The 15,281-nt window shown below is 50.3% G+C and carries 15 protein-coding genes; 7 read left to right on the top strand and 8 right to left on the bottom strand.

The window, feature by feature from the left end:
* The first annotated feature begins 60 nt into the window (after positions 1-60).
* The 3 genes from EIP93_RS11195 to yciA all read left to right on the top strand — a co-directional run bounded on the left by EIP93_RS11195 (position 61) and on the right by yciA (position 2,024).
* Positions 61-813 carry a YciC family protein gene (locus EIP93_RS11195; RefSeq protein WP_103860729.1) on the top strand — a complete coding sequence of 251 codons (753 nt, stop codon included), beginning with the start codon at positions 61-63 and terminating at the stop codon, positions 811-813.
* Between the two features lie 199 nt (positions 814-1,012).
* Positions 1,013-1,579, top strand: coding sequence for a septation protein A (locus EIP93_RS11190; RefSeq protein ID WP_103860730.1), 567 nt, complete (start codon positions 1,013-1,015; stop codon positions 1,577-1,579).
* A gap of 22 nt (positions 1,580-1,601) precedes the next feature.
* Positions 1,602-2,024: an acyl-CoA thioester hydrolase YciA gene (gene yciA / locus EIP93_RS11185; RefSeq protein WP_103860731.1), complete on the top strand. Its 423-nt coding sequence runs from the start codon at positions 1,602-1,604 to the stop codon at positions 2,022-2,024.
* Positions 2,025-2,146: 122 nt separating this feature from the next.
* On the opposite strand, the gene tonB is transcribed toward yciA, so the two are convergent.
* A complete protein-coding gene (gene tonB, locus EIP93_RS11180; protein ID WP_125232704.1) occupies positions 2,147-2,902 on the bottom strand; it encodes a TonB system transport protein TonB in 756 nt (251 codons plus the stop codon).
* A gap of 263 nt (positions 2,903-3,165) precedes the next feature.
* Between tonB and EIP93_RS11175 the strand changes: the two genes are divergently transcribed.
* Both EIP93_RS11175 and EIP93_RS11170 read left to right on the top strand, forming a co-directional pair.
* Complete coding sequence (locus EIP93_RS11175) at positions 3,166-3,462, top strand: YciI family protein (protein WP_103860733.1); 297 nt, start codon at positions 3,166-3,168, stop codon at positions 3,460-3,462.
* A 131-nt stretch (positions 3,463-3,593) separates the two neighbouring features.
* Entirely contained in the window at positions 3,594-5,267 is a 1,674-nt protein-coding gene (locus EIP93_RS11170) for a Tar ligand binding domain-containing protein (protein WP_103971536.1), read from the top strand.
* Positions 5,268-5,354: 87 nt separating this feature from the next.
* Here the strand turns inward: EIP93_RS11170 and EIP93_RS11165 are convergent, their stop codons facing one another.
* Entirely contained in the window at positions 5,355-5,531 is a 177-nt protein-coding gene (locus tag EIP93_RS11165; protein WP_085996914.1) for a YciY family protein, read from the bottom strand.
* A gap of 195 nt (positions 5,532-5,726) precedes the next feature.
* Here EIP93_RS11165 and cls point away from each other — a divergent pair, with 195 nt between their 5' ends.
* Positions 5,727-7,187, top strand: a complete 1,461-nt coding sequence (gene cls, locus EIP93_RS11160; RefSeq protein WP_039505499.1) for a cardiolipin synthase — start codon at positions 5,727-5,729, stop codon at positions 7,185-7,187.
* A 55-nt stretch (positions 7,188-7,242) separates the two neighbouring features.
* Positions 7,243-7,566: an HI1450 family dsDNA-mimic protein gene (locus tag EIP93_RS11155; protein WP_010295213.1), complete on the top strand. Its 324-nt coding sequence runs from the start codon at positions 7,243-7,245 to the stop codon at positions 7,564-7,566.
* 71 nt (positions 7,567-7,637) lie between these two features.
* Here EIP93_RS11155 and oppF read toward each other — a convergent pair whose 3' ends face one another.
* The 6 genes from oppF to oppA (EIP93_RS11125) form a co-directional block, all read right to left on the bottom strand.
* The gene (oppF, locus tag EIP93_RS11150) at positions 7,638-8,672 is read right to left on the bottom strand and encodes a murein tripeptide/oligopeptide ABC transporter ATP binding protein OppF (protein ID WP_103182987.1); all 1,035 of its coding nucleotides are present in this window, start codon (positions 8,670-8,672) and stop codon (positions 7,638-7,640) included.
* Positions 8,669-9,664: an ABC transporter ATP-binding protein gene (oppD, locus tag EIP93_RS11145; RefSeq protein ID WP_039489532.1), complete on the bottom strand. Its 996-nt coding sequence runs from the start codon at positions 9,662-9,664 to the stop codon at positions 8,669-8,671. Before oppD ends, oppF begins: the two co-directional genes overlap by 4 nt.
* A gap of 11 nt (positions 9,665-9,675) precedes the next feature.
* On the bottom strand, positions 9,676-10,584 hold the full coding sequence (gene oppC / locus EIP93_RS11140; protein WP_010295218.1) for an oligopeptide ABC transporter permease OppC: 909 nt from the start codon (positions 10,582-10,584) through the stop codon (positions 9,676-9,678).
* A gap of 11 nt (positions 10,585-10,595) precedes the next feature.
* On the bottom strand, positions 10,596-11,516 hold the full coding sequence (gene oppB, locus EIP93_RS11135; RefSeq protein WP_039489534.1) for an oligopeptide ABC transporter permease OppB: 921 nt from the start codon (positions 11,514-11,516) through the stop codon (positions 10,596-10,598).
* Positions 11,517-11,569: 53 nt separating this feature from the next.
* Positions 11,570-13,207, bottom strand: coding sequence for an oligopeptide ABC transporter substrate-binding protein OppA (oppA, locus tag EIP93_RS11130; RefSeq protein ID WP_103182986.1), 1,638 nt, complete (start codon positions 13,205-13,207; stop codon positions 11,570-11,572).
* 191 nt (positions 13,208-13,398) lie between these two features.
* On the bottom strand, positions 13,399-15,069 hold the full coding sequence (oppA, locus tag EIP93_RS11125) for an oligopeptide ABC transporter substrate-binding protein OppA (RefSeq protein WP_103860736.1): 1,671 nt from the start codon (positions 15,067-15,069) through the stop codon (positions 13,399-13,401).
* Positions 15,070-15,281 lie beyond the last annotated feature (212 nt).

The raw sequence follows: 15,281 nt of genomic DNA, 5'->3' as shown, positions 1-15,281 counted from the left end.
AACAGGTTACAATCGTGAGTTAAGTTATCTCTGTCGATTTATCTTTTTCAAGGAGCCTGCATGCCTATCACGGCTAACACGTTGTACCGTGACACAATGAATTTCACCCGCAACCAGTTCATCAGCATCTTAATGATGTCACTGTTGACGGCATTCATTACTGTCATACTGAATCATGCACTATCGCCGTCTGGAGACGAGTTACGGATTCTGAGCAGTTCCAGCAGCGATCTGTCATCTTCTGTCGAGTCTGGCTTGATGGATATGATTCAGCAGATGACGCCGGAACAACAAACCGTGTTACTGAAAATGTCGGCAGCAGGCACCTTTGCTGCATTAGTGGGCAATGCGCTCTTGACGGGCGGGGTTCTGATGCTGATCCAGTTGGTTTCTGACGGACAGCGCACCAGTGCACTGCGCGCGATTGGCGCATCGGCACCTTTTTTACTGCGTCTGCTTATCCTGATCCTGCTGTGCACACTGCTCATCCAACTTGGCATGATGCTTCTGGTCATTCCTGGCGTGCTGCTGGCTATTGCGCTGAGTTTGTCACCCGTGATTGTCGTCACGGAAAAAAGCGGAATTTTCAACGCGATTAAAGTGAGTACTAAACTGGCTTACGGTAATCTGCGTGCAACCGCGCCAGCCATCGTAATGTGGCTACTGGCTAAAATCGCTATTTTGCTGATCGTGTCGAAGTTACCGATTTCCTCACCGACCGTGCTCGGCGTGGTTCTTAACGGCTTGGGCAACCTGATCTCCGCGATCCTGCTCATTTATCTGTTCCGCCTTTATATGCTGCTGCGCGCTTAATTACTGCCCTTTGCTTATGCCATCGCTCTGGTGGCATAGGTTCCGCCAGATCTCCGTTCGCTATCTACCCAATCGTAATTTTCTGCAAATTATTACAATATCTCGGGAATGGTGTTCCACAATAAAGGATAATGGCATGAGCTATCGGATAACTCTCGCGGGTTATGATTACGACACTGTTGAGTGATGGATTGACATAATGAAGCAACTTCTTGATTTTATACCGTTGGTCGTTTTTTTTGCGGCCTATAAACTTTATGACATCTATATCGCATCGGGTGCACTGATTGCGGCAACGGCGCTGTCACTCGTGGTCACCTGGGTGATGTATCGTAAAATAGAGAAAATGACGCTGGTTACCTTTGCAATGGTCGTCGTTTTCGGTTCGCTAACGCTGGTGTTCCATAACGACCTGTTTATCAAGTGGAAAGTCACCATCATCTACGGCTTGTTCGCCATTGCCCTGCTGGTTAGTCAGTTTGTAATGAAACAAACCCTGATTCAGAAAATGCTGGGTAAAGAGTTAACCTTGCCGCAGCCCGTCTGGGGGAAACTGAATTTCGCCTGGGCCATGTTCTTTCTGGTGTGTGGACTGGTTAACATCTATATTGCTTTCTGGTTACCGCAAAACGTTTGGGTTAATTTCAAAGTCTTTGGTCTGACCGGTGTGACGCTACTGTTTACGCTGATTTGCGGCGTTTATATCTATCGTCACTTGCCTAACGATCAGGAAAAGTCAGAAGAAGAAAAAAGCGAACAGCAGTAATAGCCAAAGCGAGATAGACACAATGAGCACACAAAACGTGTTACCACAGGGCGAACTGGTTCTCCGCACGCTGGCAATGCCAGCCGATACCAATGCGAACGGCGATATTTTTGGCGGCTGGCTGATGTCGCAAATGGACATGGGCGGCGCGATCTTGGCGAAAGAAATTGCCGAAGGACGTGTCGTTACCGTACGGGTTGATGGGATGTCATTCTTAAAGCCTGTCGCCGTTGGCGATGTGGTTTGCTGCTATGCACGTTGCTTACGCACGGGCCGCAGCTCTATCAATATCAACGTTGAAGTGTGGGTGAAGAAAGTCTCCTCTGAGCCGATCGGTCAGCGCTACCGGGCTACCGAAGCGTTATTCACCTACGTCGCAGTCGATGAGGAAGGTCATCCTCGCGAGTTGCCCGCAGGTAAAAGCAACTTCACACCAAGCGAGTGACATCGGGTAACGTAAGCACTTAATTTGTTAATTGATATGTTGTTACCGGATATAAAGACATAACGAAAACGGGGCGCCATCTACAAAGATGGCGCCCCGTTTCTTTTTCATATCAGCGTAAATTATTCGACTGCCGCCCCGCCATCAATTTTAAAGACGATGGTCACAACCAAATCTTTGCCCGGCTTACTGGCTTCATAACGCCATTTACGCATGGCCTGTTTGATATCGCGTTCGAACATATTACGCGGTTCGGCAGAAAGCACGCGCACGTTGTCAACACGTCCAGACTCATCCACATCAAACTGCATTTTTACCCGCCCTTCAACGCGCAAGGAAAACGCGCGGGCTGGATACTGAGGCTGTGCGCGGCTTAACGGACGCGGTCCACTTGACTGCGTGCTTGCTGCGGGCGCAGGTGCCTGCTTCACTGGCGCATTAGTCACATTGCGCGTTGGCTCTTCGCTGGTAAACGGCGAAGGCGGCTGTTTCTCAACGGTCGGTTCACGTTTAACCGGCTTCGGCTGCTCAACCTTCTTCACCGGCTTAGGTTCCGGTTTAGGTTTCGGCTTGGGCTTTGGTTCAGGTAATGGCATAGGAACCGGCTGCGGCAATGGCTCCGGTTCTGGAATCGGTTTCGGCTCAGGTTCGGGCTGCTTAACCGGCTCTGGTTCCGGGGCAGATTTAGCAGCAGGTGCCGCTTCATAGGCCGCCGGGTTCACCATCACAACGCTGATGGGCTTAGATTCCTGCGGTAATTCGATTGAATTATTAAATGATGCGTACAGCAATCCTGCAATCAGTGAACCGTGAAAACCGACTGAAAGTATGAATGGCCATGAGTAACGGCGGGTCAAAAAAAACTTTTTTTGCGGCATAGTCTGTCTTTATCCTCTTATGCCGCCCAAGTTTAAATGCAAATAGCAATCATATTCAATAACAACCCGTGGAATTGTTAAAAAAACCGAAGTCGTGGGGGGATTACTCTGGCAAATCAACCTATTGTCCTCGCACTATTGTCTTCAAACAACATCACGTATGATGGTAGAAACACGTTTCTCTTACCCGATAGCGTTTGACCGCTGGGTCTCAACCCCGGCCCCAAAACGAAAAAGGGTACCTTCCCACCTGTGAGGTCGCTATGCTCTACGTCATTTATGCTGAAGATAATGTTGATTCATTAGCAAAACGCCTGTCAGTCCGGCCGGACCATCTTGCCCGTTTACAGGCATTACGCGATCAGGGCCGACTGATTACTGCGGGCCCGTTACCTGCGATCGACAGCGACGATCCCGGTCAGGCTGGCTTTAGCGGCTCCGTGATTATCGCCGAATTCACATCGCTGGATGAAGCAACGACATGGGCCAACGCCGATCCTTACATTGCGGCAGGCGTCTATAAACACGTCAGCGTAAAACCATTCAAGAAAGTGTTTTAAGGGTTCCCTTGATATAGGTCATGGCTACGCGAAAAAGCCATGACCCTTTTCGCCCCCGCCAAAAGCTGAAATATTTTAGTCATTTAACAGTGATAGTTTGACCGCTATTCATTTATAGAGGATCAACAATCATGTTAATGCCTGCGATTTTGCGAAACGGAGTTGCTACGATCCGCCGCCGTCATCGCCTCAGTATTCTCTCCGGATTGTTATTGATCATTGGGTTGTTTTCTTTACTGCAATTGGTTTCCGTCGGCGTCATTTCGCAAACGATGACTCAGGTTCGGCAGGATATTTCCGCTAACGAGAGCCTCCGCCAGCAGCAAGCGTTAATGGATAAAGCGCGAATGGAAGTCATGAATGCCAGCGACAAGCTCAACCGCGCGGGCATTTATCTGTTGGTAGACAAAGAAACTGGATCTGAAGGCAGCTGGCATAGCCTGATGGATGAGGCAGAAGTGTCTCTCAAACAGGCACAAGCGCATTACCAGCAACTGGAAACAACCACGACACCTGAAGCAGACACGACGGCTTTTGTGGATTTGAAAAAGAGTTATAACCAGCTTTATTCTGGGCTCGTCGAGCTAGCCGAGGGAATAAAAACCACCAATCAGATCGATATTTTCTTTGCCGTTCCGGTACAGGCCTATCAAAGCGATTTTACCCAGAAGTATTCACACTATTTGCAAGACACCGATGCGTTGCAAAAACAGCATGGCCAACAATTTTTATCCTCTCTCGATAACGCAAAAACAATTTTCATTACGGTTCTGGGCCTCTTGCTGGTTATCGCCATCGCCGTGTGGATTGGCGTGAGTCGGATCATTATTCGTCCGCTGACGCACATCATCGCCCATTTAAAACTGATCGCCGCGGGCGACCTTTCGCATTCGGTCAGTACAAAGACGCGCGGTACACGTGAAGTTGAACAGCTCAATACCAGCGTGATCCAAATGCAGGAAGGTCTGGTGACCCTGGTCAATCAGGTTCGTCAGGGCGTTGACCACATGGTGACGCAGGTTGATCGGGTCGCGACAGATAACCATCGGCTTTCCGAACAGGCGAACCGCCAATCCCACGAGCTCAAAGCCACCACGGAGCACATTATTCAGCTGAGCCAGCATCTTGAGCAAAATACCCAGCATACCCAACAGGCCAATTTGCATGCAGAAGACACCAGTAAGATCGCCGCTCAGGGTGAGACAATGATGAATGACGTCAAAGCGGCGATGTCAGATATTGCAGGCAGAACACGTGAGATGACAGAAGCCATTGGGATGATTGAAAACGTGGCGTTTCAGACGCATATTTTGTCGTTGAATGCCGCAATTGAAGCGGCTCGAGCCGGGACGATGGGACGAGGCTTTGCCGTTGTCGCGCGGGAAGTCGGCACGTTGGCTTCGCAAAGCAGCCATTCTGCACAAAATATTAATGTGCTGATTCGTGATTCAGACAATAGCGTAACCGCCGGAACGCGACTGGTGAACAAACTGAATGACAGCCTGCAGAACATCATTCAGACAGCGAAAGGCACTGGCACATTTCTGAGCGAAATCTCGGAAATATCGCACCAGCAGAACGAAAGCATTCATGAAGTCACCGCCCGACTCAGCACGCTGAACGATACCGTCAGAGAAAATGCGGGACAGGTTGAAGCCTCCGCACACACCTTTGCCTCACTGCTGGAGCAAACGGAACGCTTAAATACGTCGGTATCGCTGTTCATCCTGCCCTCAACAGAGGCTGAGGTTAACCTGATGATTGATCAGAGAGAAATGACACCACGCATTCCGGCTATGGGATGAGTCAATGAGGGAATAAGCTCAGGGTGTGATAAAAAGCATGATAAAAAAATAGCGACCATACCTCGGGTCGCTATTTTCCTCACTGGCTTACCAGTCGTACGTTACCGCATAGAGCAATGCCCGCCGTTGCTGCTTTTGCTGCAAATAACGGGCAGAGCGAATATGACGATACGTACGTGATTGAGCCTCCAACCAGCGACTTCTTCTACGCTGGACCTGACGTAACATCCGCCAGCGACCCACTTCATTCCGACTGCGTTTCATTATGCGGCTCTTGTTAATTCACTCGCGCTGGGCATTATACCCCCCGACTGCGTGACGACAATCAGTGAATCACGCTCACCGCCATTCTCCTCTTAGTCAGCTACGCTATTTTATTCAGAGGAAAGGCATTTCCCCTTTTATAAATCTATGCGTACACTTTGTTAATTCTTTGCAGAAGGGAACTGTGCTGCTTTTATGTCGACATTTTATACCGTAATAAGTTGGTTACTGGTTTTTAGCTACTGGTTGCTGATCGCTGGTGTGACCTTGCGTATTCTGATGAAACGTCGGGCGGTGCCTTCTGCCATGGCCTGGCTGCTGGTGATTTATATTCTGCCACTTGTCGGTATTGTCGCTTATCTTTCGTTTGGCGAGCTCCATCTCGGCAAACGCCGAGCCGAACGTGCCAGCAAAATGTGGCCATCAACGGCAAAATGGCTACGCGAATTAAAAGAATATCGCCGTATTTTCGCAACGGAAAACAGTGAAGTCGCCAGCGCGTTATTTCAGCTGTGTGAAAGACGGCAAGGGGTTGGCGGCGTTAAAGGCAATCAGTTGCAGTTGATGACCACGTTTGATGACACCATTAAAGCGTTATTGCGTGATATTGAACTCGCACGCAGCAACATCGAAATGGTGTTCTACATCTGGCAACCCGGCGGTCTGGTTGAGCAAGTCTCCTCTTCCCTTATCGCCGCGGCACGACGCGGGGTGCACTGCCGCATTCTGTTAGACTCCGCTGGCAGCGTACAATTTTTCCGTCAGCATCATCCCGAGCTGATGCGCACCGCCGGGATTGAAGTGGTTGAAGCCCTGAAAGTGAATCTATTCCGTGCGTTCCTCCGCCGCATGGATTTGCGGCAGCACCGTAAAATTATCCTGATCGACAACCGTATCGCCTATACCGGCAGCATGAATATGGTTGATCCTCGTTTCTTCAAACAAGATGCCGGCGTCGGACAATGGATCGATCTGATGGCACGTATTGAAGGCCCAGTGGCAACTACGCTGGGGATTATTTACTGCTGCGACTGGGAAATGGAGACGGGCAAGCGCCTGCTTCCGCCGCCGCCGGATGTTAACGTTATGCCGTTCGAACAGGAGAGCGGCCATACCATTCAGGTTATTGCTTCCGGCCCCGGTTACCCGGAAGAAATGATTCATCAGGCGCTGCTGACGTCCGTCTATTCGGCACGTAAGCAGTTGATCATGACAACCCCCTACTTCGTGCCCAGCGACGATCTGCTGCACGCCATCTGTACCGCCGCCCAGCGCGGGGTCGATGTCAGCATTATCGTTCCACACAAAAATGACTCGGTATTGGTCGGCTGGGCCAGTCGCGCGTTCTTCACAGAGCTGCTGGCCGCTGGCGTAAAAATTTATCAATTCAAGGACGGACTGCTGCACACCAAAAGCGTACTGGTTGATGGACAACTCAGCCTGGTTGGCACGGTGAATCTGGATATGCGCAGCCTGTGGCTGAATTTTGAAATTACGTTGGTGATTGACGATGCCGGATTCGGCAGCGATTTAGCCTGCGTACAGGAAGACTATATCGCCCGTTCACGCCTGTTAAACGCCACGCAGTGGCAAAACCGCCCTTACTGGCAACGCATCGTCGAGAGGCTGTTCTACTTTTTCAGCCCCCTGCTATAAATACGCGTTTTCCCGTGTTCTAATAAGGCTATTGGGAATTAACAGGAATTACGTTATGGATTTGAATAATCGCCTGACCGAAGACGAAGCATTGGAACAGGCCTACGATATCTTTTTGGAACTCGCGGCTGATAACCTCGATCCGGCAGATATTCTGCTGTTCAACCTGCAATTCGAAGAGCGCGGCGGCGCAGAGTTGTTCGACCCTGCGGAAGACTGGGCCGAGCACGTTGATTTCGATCTGAACCCTGACTTTTTTGCCGAAGTCGTCATTGGGCTGGCTGAGAATGAAGGTGAAGAAATTACCGATATTTTTGCCCGCGTGCTGATTTGCCGGGAGAAAGACCACAAACTTTGCCACATTTTGTGGAAAGAATAATTCTTCTTACCTAAAAGTAAGGCGTCTCCCGCAGGAGACGCCTTTTTTACATCGGTAGCCGATAAAACAGATTACTGTGCTTCGGCTTCTGCCACCGGTAACAACGCCTGCGGATCGACCTTCAGACACGAAACGGCGTGCGTAAAGCTCCCTTCCAGCAATGGACGGGTTTTCGAGCACTCAGGGCCGACAATCGGACAACGCGTGCAGAACACACAGCCCGATGGCGGATTGATTGGCGAAGGCAAATCCCCTTCCAGCAGCTGTATCTTCTTGTTCCGCTCCTGATCGGGATCGGGCGTCGGCACAGCGGACATCAGCGCGCGGGTATACGGGTGCTGCGGGTTTTTATAGACCTGATCGTACGTCCCCAGTTCTACCGCATGACCCAGATACATCACCAGCACGCGATCGGAAATGTGCTTCACAACCGATAAGTCATGGGCGATAAAAATCAGCGACAGACGCATTTCACGCTGTAGCTGACGCAGCAGGTTAACCACCTGTGCCTGAATCGATACGTCCAGCGCGGAAACCGGCTCATCACAGATAATCAGCTTCGGCTCAAGAATCAGCGCGCGCGCGATGCCGATACGCTGACACTGCCCGCCAGAGAATTCATGCGGATAGCGGTTGATCAGGTTCGGCAGCAGCCCCACCTTCAGCATCATCGCTTTCACACGATCTTTTACCGTCTGTCGATCCAGTTCTGGATGATAAACCTTTAACGGCTCAGCAATAATCTCGCCGATCGTCATACGCGGGTTCAGCGATGCCAGCGGATCCTGGAATATCATCTGAATATCGCTACGCGCGGCGCGCCATTCATCGGCGCTCATGCCCAGCAGGTCTTTCCCCAGCCAGGTGACGCGTCCGTCGGTCGCTTTTACCAGACCGATAATGGCACGCGCCAGCGTAGACTTGCCGCAGCCAGACTCGCCCACCACGCCCAGCGTTTCGCCTTCATATAAACGTAGCGTCACGCCATCAACGGCTTTCAGTTTTTTCGGCGGCTGCCAGAACCACTGCTTATCATCTCTGACGTCAAAGTGGACTTTCAGATCGTCCACTTCTAACAACACCTTTTTCTCGTCCGCGTTGTTCATACCACCTCCTCAATCGCTCTAAAGCAGGCGCGCAAGCGGCCATCACCAAAAGATTCCAGCGCCGGTGCGCTATGGCAGACATCCATTGAATACGGGCAGCGTGGTTGGAACGGACAGCCTTTCGGCAAACGTAATAAGTTAGGCGGATTACCCGGAATGGTTGCCAGCACTTCATCTTCCGCATCCAGACGCGGCACGGCGTTGAGCAGGCCAACAGAATACGGGTGGCTCGGATGATAAAAGACGTCACGTGCAGTGCCGTATTCCATGGTGCGTCCGGCGTACATCACCAGCACTTTGTCACAAATACCAGCCACCACGCCCAGGTCATGGGTGATCATGATGATAGATGTATTAAACTCACGTTTCAGCTCGTTCAGCAGCGTCATAATCTGCGCCTGAACCGTCACATCCAGCGCTGTTGTCGGTTCATCGGCAATCAGCAGTTTCGGACGACACAGCAGCGCCATTGCGATCATCACGCGCTGACGCATCCCGCCGGAAAACTCATGCGGATACATCTTCATACGCTTACGCGCTTCCGGCATTTTGACCGCATCCAGCATTTTGACCGACTCTTCAAACGCTTCACTTTTGCTCAGGCGTTTGTGCAACATCAGTACTTCCATCAGCTGTTCGCCGACGCGCATGTACGGGTTCAGCGAGGTCATCGGGTCCTGGAAGATCATACTGATTTCTTCAGCACGCAGCTTATTCAACTGGCTTTCAGGCAAATTGAGAATCTCTTTGCCACGAAAACGTGCAGATCCGCCAATACGGCCATTACGCGCCAGCAGTCCCATCAACGCAAACGCGGTTTGTGATTTACCGGAACCGGATTCACCCACAATCCCCAGCGTTTCACCGGCGTTGAGCGTGAAGTTCAGGTCGTTAACCGCCGTCACATCGCCATCCTGCGTTTTGAACGTTACCCGGAGATCCTGAACATGTAGCAGCGCGTCGTGCGCGCCAGTTAATTCAATCTTGCTCATGTCGATATTCCTCAGCGATCTTTCGGGTCGAGGGCATCACGCAGGCCATCGCCGATAAAGTTAAAACAAAACAGCGTGACAACCAGAAACGCCGCCGGATAGAACAGTAACCACGGCGACACTTCCATTGAATTCGCACCATCATTCAGCAAGGCACCCCAGCTGCTTAACGGTTCCTGCGTTCCCAGCCCCAGGAAGCTCAGGAAGGATTCGAACAGGATCATGCTTGGCACCAGCAGAGAGGCATACACCACCACCACGCCCAGCACGTTAGGCACAACGTGGCGCAGCACGATACCGCGCGTGGAGACGCCGGAAACCATCGCCGCTTCAATGAACTCTTTACGTTTCAGGCTCAGCGTCTGGCCGCGCACGATACGCGCCATATCCAGCCAGGACACCATGCCGATAGCCACGAAGATCAACAGCATGTTCTGCCCGAAGAACGTCACCAGCAGAATAACGAAGAACATGAACGGGAATGAGTTGAGGATTTCCAGCAGACGCATCATCACCGAATCCACTTTCCCGCCCAGATAACCCGACATCGCGCCATACAGCGTTCCGACGATTACCGCAACCAGCGCCGCGGCTACACCAACCATCAGCGAAACACGTCCACCGATAGCAACACGGACCAGCAGATCACGACCGGAGGAATCCGTACCAAAGTAGTGACCAGATGTCATATCCGGCGCGGCCGACATCATTCCCCAGTCGGTATCGGCGTAGTCAAATGCCGACAGCATCGGCGCAAAAATCACAAACACGGTAATCACAGCTAAAACAAACAGACTGGCCAGCGCCGCACGGTTGTGGATAAAGCGCAGACGCGCATCCTGCCACAAACTGCGCCCTTCAATCTCAGCCTGCTCGGTGAAGTTCTCTAACGCTTCAACGTTTTTTCGATTCCAAAACATAACGCCCCCAATTAATAGCGAATTTTCGGATCGATAACAGCGTAGAGCACGTCAATGATCGCATTAAATAAAATGGTTAAGCCGCCGACCAGAATCGTCAGACTCAGTACCAGTGAATAGTCACGGTTCAGTGCACCGTTCACAAACAGTTGCCCAATGCCGGGTAAACCAAAAATGGTTTCAACAACCATCGAGCCGGTAATAATCCCCACAAACGCCGGCCCCATGTAGGAAAGCACGGGCAGCAGCGCAGGTTTTAACGCATGGCGCAGGACGATGCGGCGCATCGGTAGCCCTTTAGCGCGCGCGGTGCGAATAAAGTTAGAGTGTAAAACCTCGATCATCGATCCTCGGGTAATACGCGCGATGCTGGCGATATAAGACAGGGACAGTGCCACCATCGGTAAAATCATGTATTTGGGTGCCCCACCGTTCCACCCACCGCCGGGTAGCCACCGCAGCGTAATGGCGAAAATCAGCACCAGTAACGGCGCGACAACAAAGCTGGGAATCACCACCCCCGTCATGGCAAAGCCCATCACGGTATAGTCCCATTTCGTATTCTGATTCAGCGCGGCGATCACACCGGCACTCACACCAAAAATAACCGCCAGAACGAATGCCGCAGCTCCCAGTTTTGCAGAAACAGGGAAAGACGTCGCGACCAGATCGTTCACGGAATAGTCTTTGTATTTAAAAGAAGGACCGAAATCACCCTGTACCAATTGCAGTAAGTAGTTACCGTACTGCGTCATGATAGGATCGTTCAGATGGTATTTGGCTTCAATATTCGCCATCACTTCCGGCGGTAAATTACGCTCACCGGTAAAAGGACTGCCGGGTGCCAATCGCATCATGAAGAACGAGATGGTGATCAGGATAAATAGTGTTGGAATCGCCTCTAAACAGCGGCGAAGAATAAATTTTAACATTGCTCGTACCTATAAAAGGCTGGCAGCACAGTTGCGTGCGCCAGCCATTATTATTAGTGCTTGATGATATAAAGATCTTTCACGTAAACATTATCCTGCGGATCTTTGCCCGTTAATCCACCAACATAAGGTTTCACCAGTCGGGTATTCGCATAGTAATAGACCGGTATGGTGACAGCGTCTTTATCCAGCTGCGATTCCGCCTGCTGGTAAACCGCAGCGCGCTCCTCATCGGTTTTCACCTGCAAGGATTTCGCCACCAGTGCATCAAACTCTTTGCTCTTATAGTGCGAGGTGTTACTGCTGCTGTCGGACAGCATGCTGTTCAGGAAGGTTGAAGGTTCGTTATAGTCCGCACACCATCCGGCACGCGCAACATCATAAGTTCCCTGATGACGGGTGCTGAGGAAGGTTTTCCATTCCTGGTTTTCCAGCTTAACGTCCACGCCGATATTCTGTTTCCAGATAGAAGCCGCGGCAATCGCCATCTTCTTATGCAGGTCGGAGGTGTTGTACAGCAGGTTCAACGTCAGCGGTTTGTCGGCGGTATAGCCCGCTTCTGCCAACAATTTTTTCGCTTCTTCATTACGTTTCGCCTGTGACCAGGTGAACCACTCCGGTACTGACGCTTTCAGGCCATCGATATACGGAGGAACAAAGCCATAGGCAGGAATGTCGCCCTGATTCTTCACCTTGTTGGTCAGAATATCCTGGCTCAGACCCAGACGCAGCGCGGTACGAACTCGTACATCGTTAAACGGCGGCTTCTGGTTGTTAACTTCGTAGTAGTAGGTACACAGGTACGGGTTAACCTTCACTTCATCCGGGATTTCTTTCTTCAGCTTTTGGAAGAGTTCGATCGGCAGGTTGTTGTACGTCATGTCAATTTCACCGCTGCGGTAGCGGTTAACGTCCGTCACTTCAGACGCGATCGGCAAATACGTCACTTGGTTAATCACGGTATGGGCGTTGTCCCAATATTGCGGGTTACGCTCCAGCACCATTTTTTCGTTCACAACCCAGCTTTTCAGCTTGTAAGCACCATTGCCGACCCAGTTTTGCGGCTGCGTCCATTTTTCACCGAATTTTTCAACAACGGCTTTATTGATTGGGGACATCGCAACGTAAACAGGCAGCTTATAGAAATAAGGCACCGCTTCGGACAGCGTAACCTCAAAGGTATGATCGTCGATCGCTTTTACGCCCAGCGTATCAGGGGATTTCTTGCCAGCGATGATGTCATCGATATTCAGCAGATGACCATATTGCAGGTAGCTGGCGTAAGGTGATGCCGTCTTTGGATCGGCCAGACGCTGCCAGCTATAGACGAAATCTTGTGCGGTAACCGGCTCACCGTTGGACCATTTGGCATCTTTACGCAGGTGGAATGTCCACACTTTAAAATCTTTGTTATCCCAGCTTTCAGCTACACCGGGACTGGTTTTGCCGTTAACGTCGGAAATCACCAACCCTTCCAGCAGATCGCGCGACACGTTGGATTCCGGCACGCCTTCGATTTTATGCGGGTCAAGAGAGGAAACTTCAGCACCGTTGTTACGAACCAATTCCTGTTTTTCTGCTAACTGAACGCCTGCGGGAACGGTCGCGGCAAAGGCAGAAACAGCCATCGTGCTACTTAATGCTGCGATAATAGCGGCAGCTACTCTTTTTTTAGTTGTGATGTGTGTCATTATTTTCTCCTGTAATGTTGTCGTGTTAGTTATCCCAGCACGATTCCTGAATTAGAGCCCTGTGAGAAAACGATTAATCGATTCGACTCACAACCCATTCCCACAGAGCAGGAATGGGTAACCAGAGATTAAACACCAAATTAATCGCTGTTCGCTCACTTCATTTGCATCAAACCGTAAACAGCGGTGGATTAATGCTTAATGATATAGAGATCCTTCACCCGTATATTATCCAAAGGATCCTTGCCGGTAATACCGCCGACATAAGGTTTTATCAGCCTGGCGTTCGCGTAGTAATAGACCGGTACAATCGCCGCATCTTTATCCAACTGCGATTCTGCCTGCTGATAAACTTGCGCACGCTCATCGTCCGTTTTCGCCTGAACCGCCTGCTCCATCAGCTTGTCGAACGCCGCGCTCTTATAATGCGCCGTGTTGTTGCTACTGTCTGACAGCATGCTATTCAGGAACGATGTCGGTTCGTTATAGTCCGCACACCATCCGGCACGCGCAACGTCATAATTGCCTTGATGACGCGTGCTGAGATAAGTTTTCCACTCTTGGTTTTCCAACTTCGCGTCGACGCCCAGATTCTGTTTCCAGATCGATGCCGCCGCGATCGCCATCTTTTTATGCAAATCTGATGAGTTATAGAGCAAATTAAACGTCAGCGGTTTCTCGGCGGTATAGCCCGCTTCTGCCAGCAGTTTTTTCGCTTCTTCATTACGTTTCGCCTGTGACCAGGTAAACCACTCTGGCGTATGCGCTTTCAAGCCGTCCGTAAACGGCGGAATATAACCATAGGCAGGAATATCGCCCTGATTTTTCACTTTATTGGTCAATATGTCTTGATCAAGCCCCATGCGCAGAGCCGTACGTACCCGTACATCGTTAAATGGCGGTTTCTGATTATTGATTTCGTAATAATACGTGCAGAGGTAGGGATTGATGTTAACTTCTTGTGGGATTTCTTTTTTTAGCTTCTGAAATAGCTCAATGGGCAATTTATTATTGGTGACATCAATTTCACCCGCACGGTAACGGTTAACATCCGTCACTTCAGAAGCAATCGGCAAATAGGTGACCTGATTAATCACGGTCTTGGCGTTATCCCAATATTGGGTATTACGCTCCAGCACAAGCCGCTCATTCACAACCCAGGATTTAAGACGGTAGGCGCCATTCCCTACCCAGTTTTCCGGCTGGGTCCATTTATCACCAAACTTCTCTACCGCCGCTTTATTTACCGGAGACAGGGATGAGTGATTCAGTAATTTATAAAAGTAAGGGATCGGCTCGCTTAATGTCACTTCCAGCGTATGGTCGTCGAGTGCTTTTACGCCCAGCGTATCAGGAGATTTCTTGCTGGCGATAATGTCATCAATATTCAGCAGATGACCATATTGCAAATAGCTAGCATAAGGAGAAACGGTTTTCGGATCGGCCAGACGCTGCCAGCTATAAACGAAATCTTGTGCGGTAACCGGCTCGCCATTGGACCATTTGGCATCTTTACGTAAATGGAATGTCCAGACTTTAAAATCGCTACTTTCCCACCGCTCGGCCACGCCAGGAATCGGGTGTCCATCCGGATCGGAAATCACCAACCCTTCATATAAATCACGCGCGACGTTGGATTCAGGAACACCTTCGATTTTATGCGGGTCCAGTGATGACACCTCAGCGCCATTGTTTCTCACCAGAACCTGCTCTTTCGCCAGTTCAACACCGGCAGGTACCGTAGCAGCCTGAACATTCACACATGACGCCATCACTGCTGCGGCAATCATACTGGTAACAAAGCATCGTTTTGTTTTGCGAGTTTTCACTTTATAAACGCCCCTGTTTTGATACAACGCCATACCGGACTCTATGCGTAAAAATCGCCGTCACATAGAGCAGAAAAGATCGCCCATTATCCAAATAAATCATAAAATTAATTTATGGGTGAATAACGAATAGCAGGTCGACACTCGAAGCTATCAAAAGCGGACACATTCGCCAATATTTTTACATTGATGTTGCTTAATTTTCTTTACTACAGATCGATAAATGTTTTATTTCAATCGTTCGG

It is taken from the genome of Pectobacterium versatile, assembly GCF_003932035.1.
Lineage (GTDB): Bacteria > Pseudomonadota > Gammaproteobacteria > Enterobacterales > Enterobacteriaceae > Pectobacterium > Pectobacterium versatile.
Note: the sequence above shows the minus strand (reverse complement) of the source record. Positions and strands in the feature narration are given on the sequence as shown.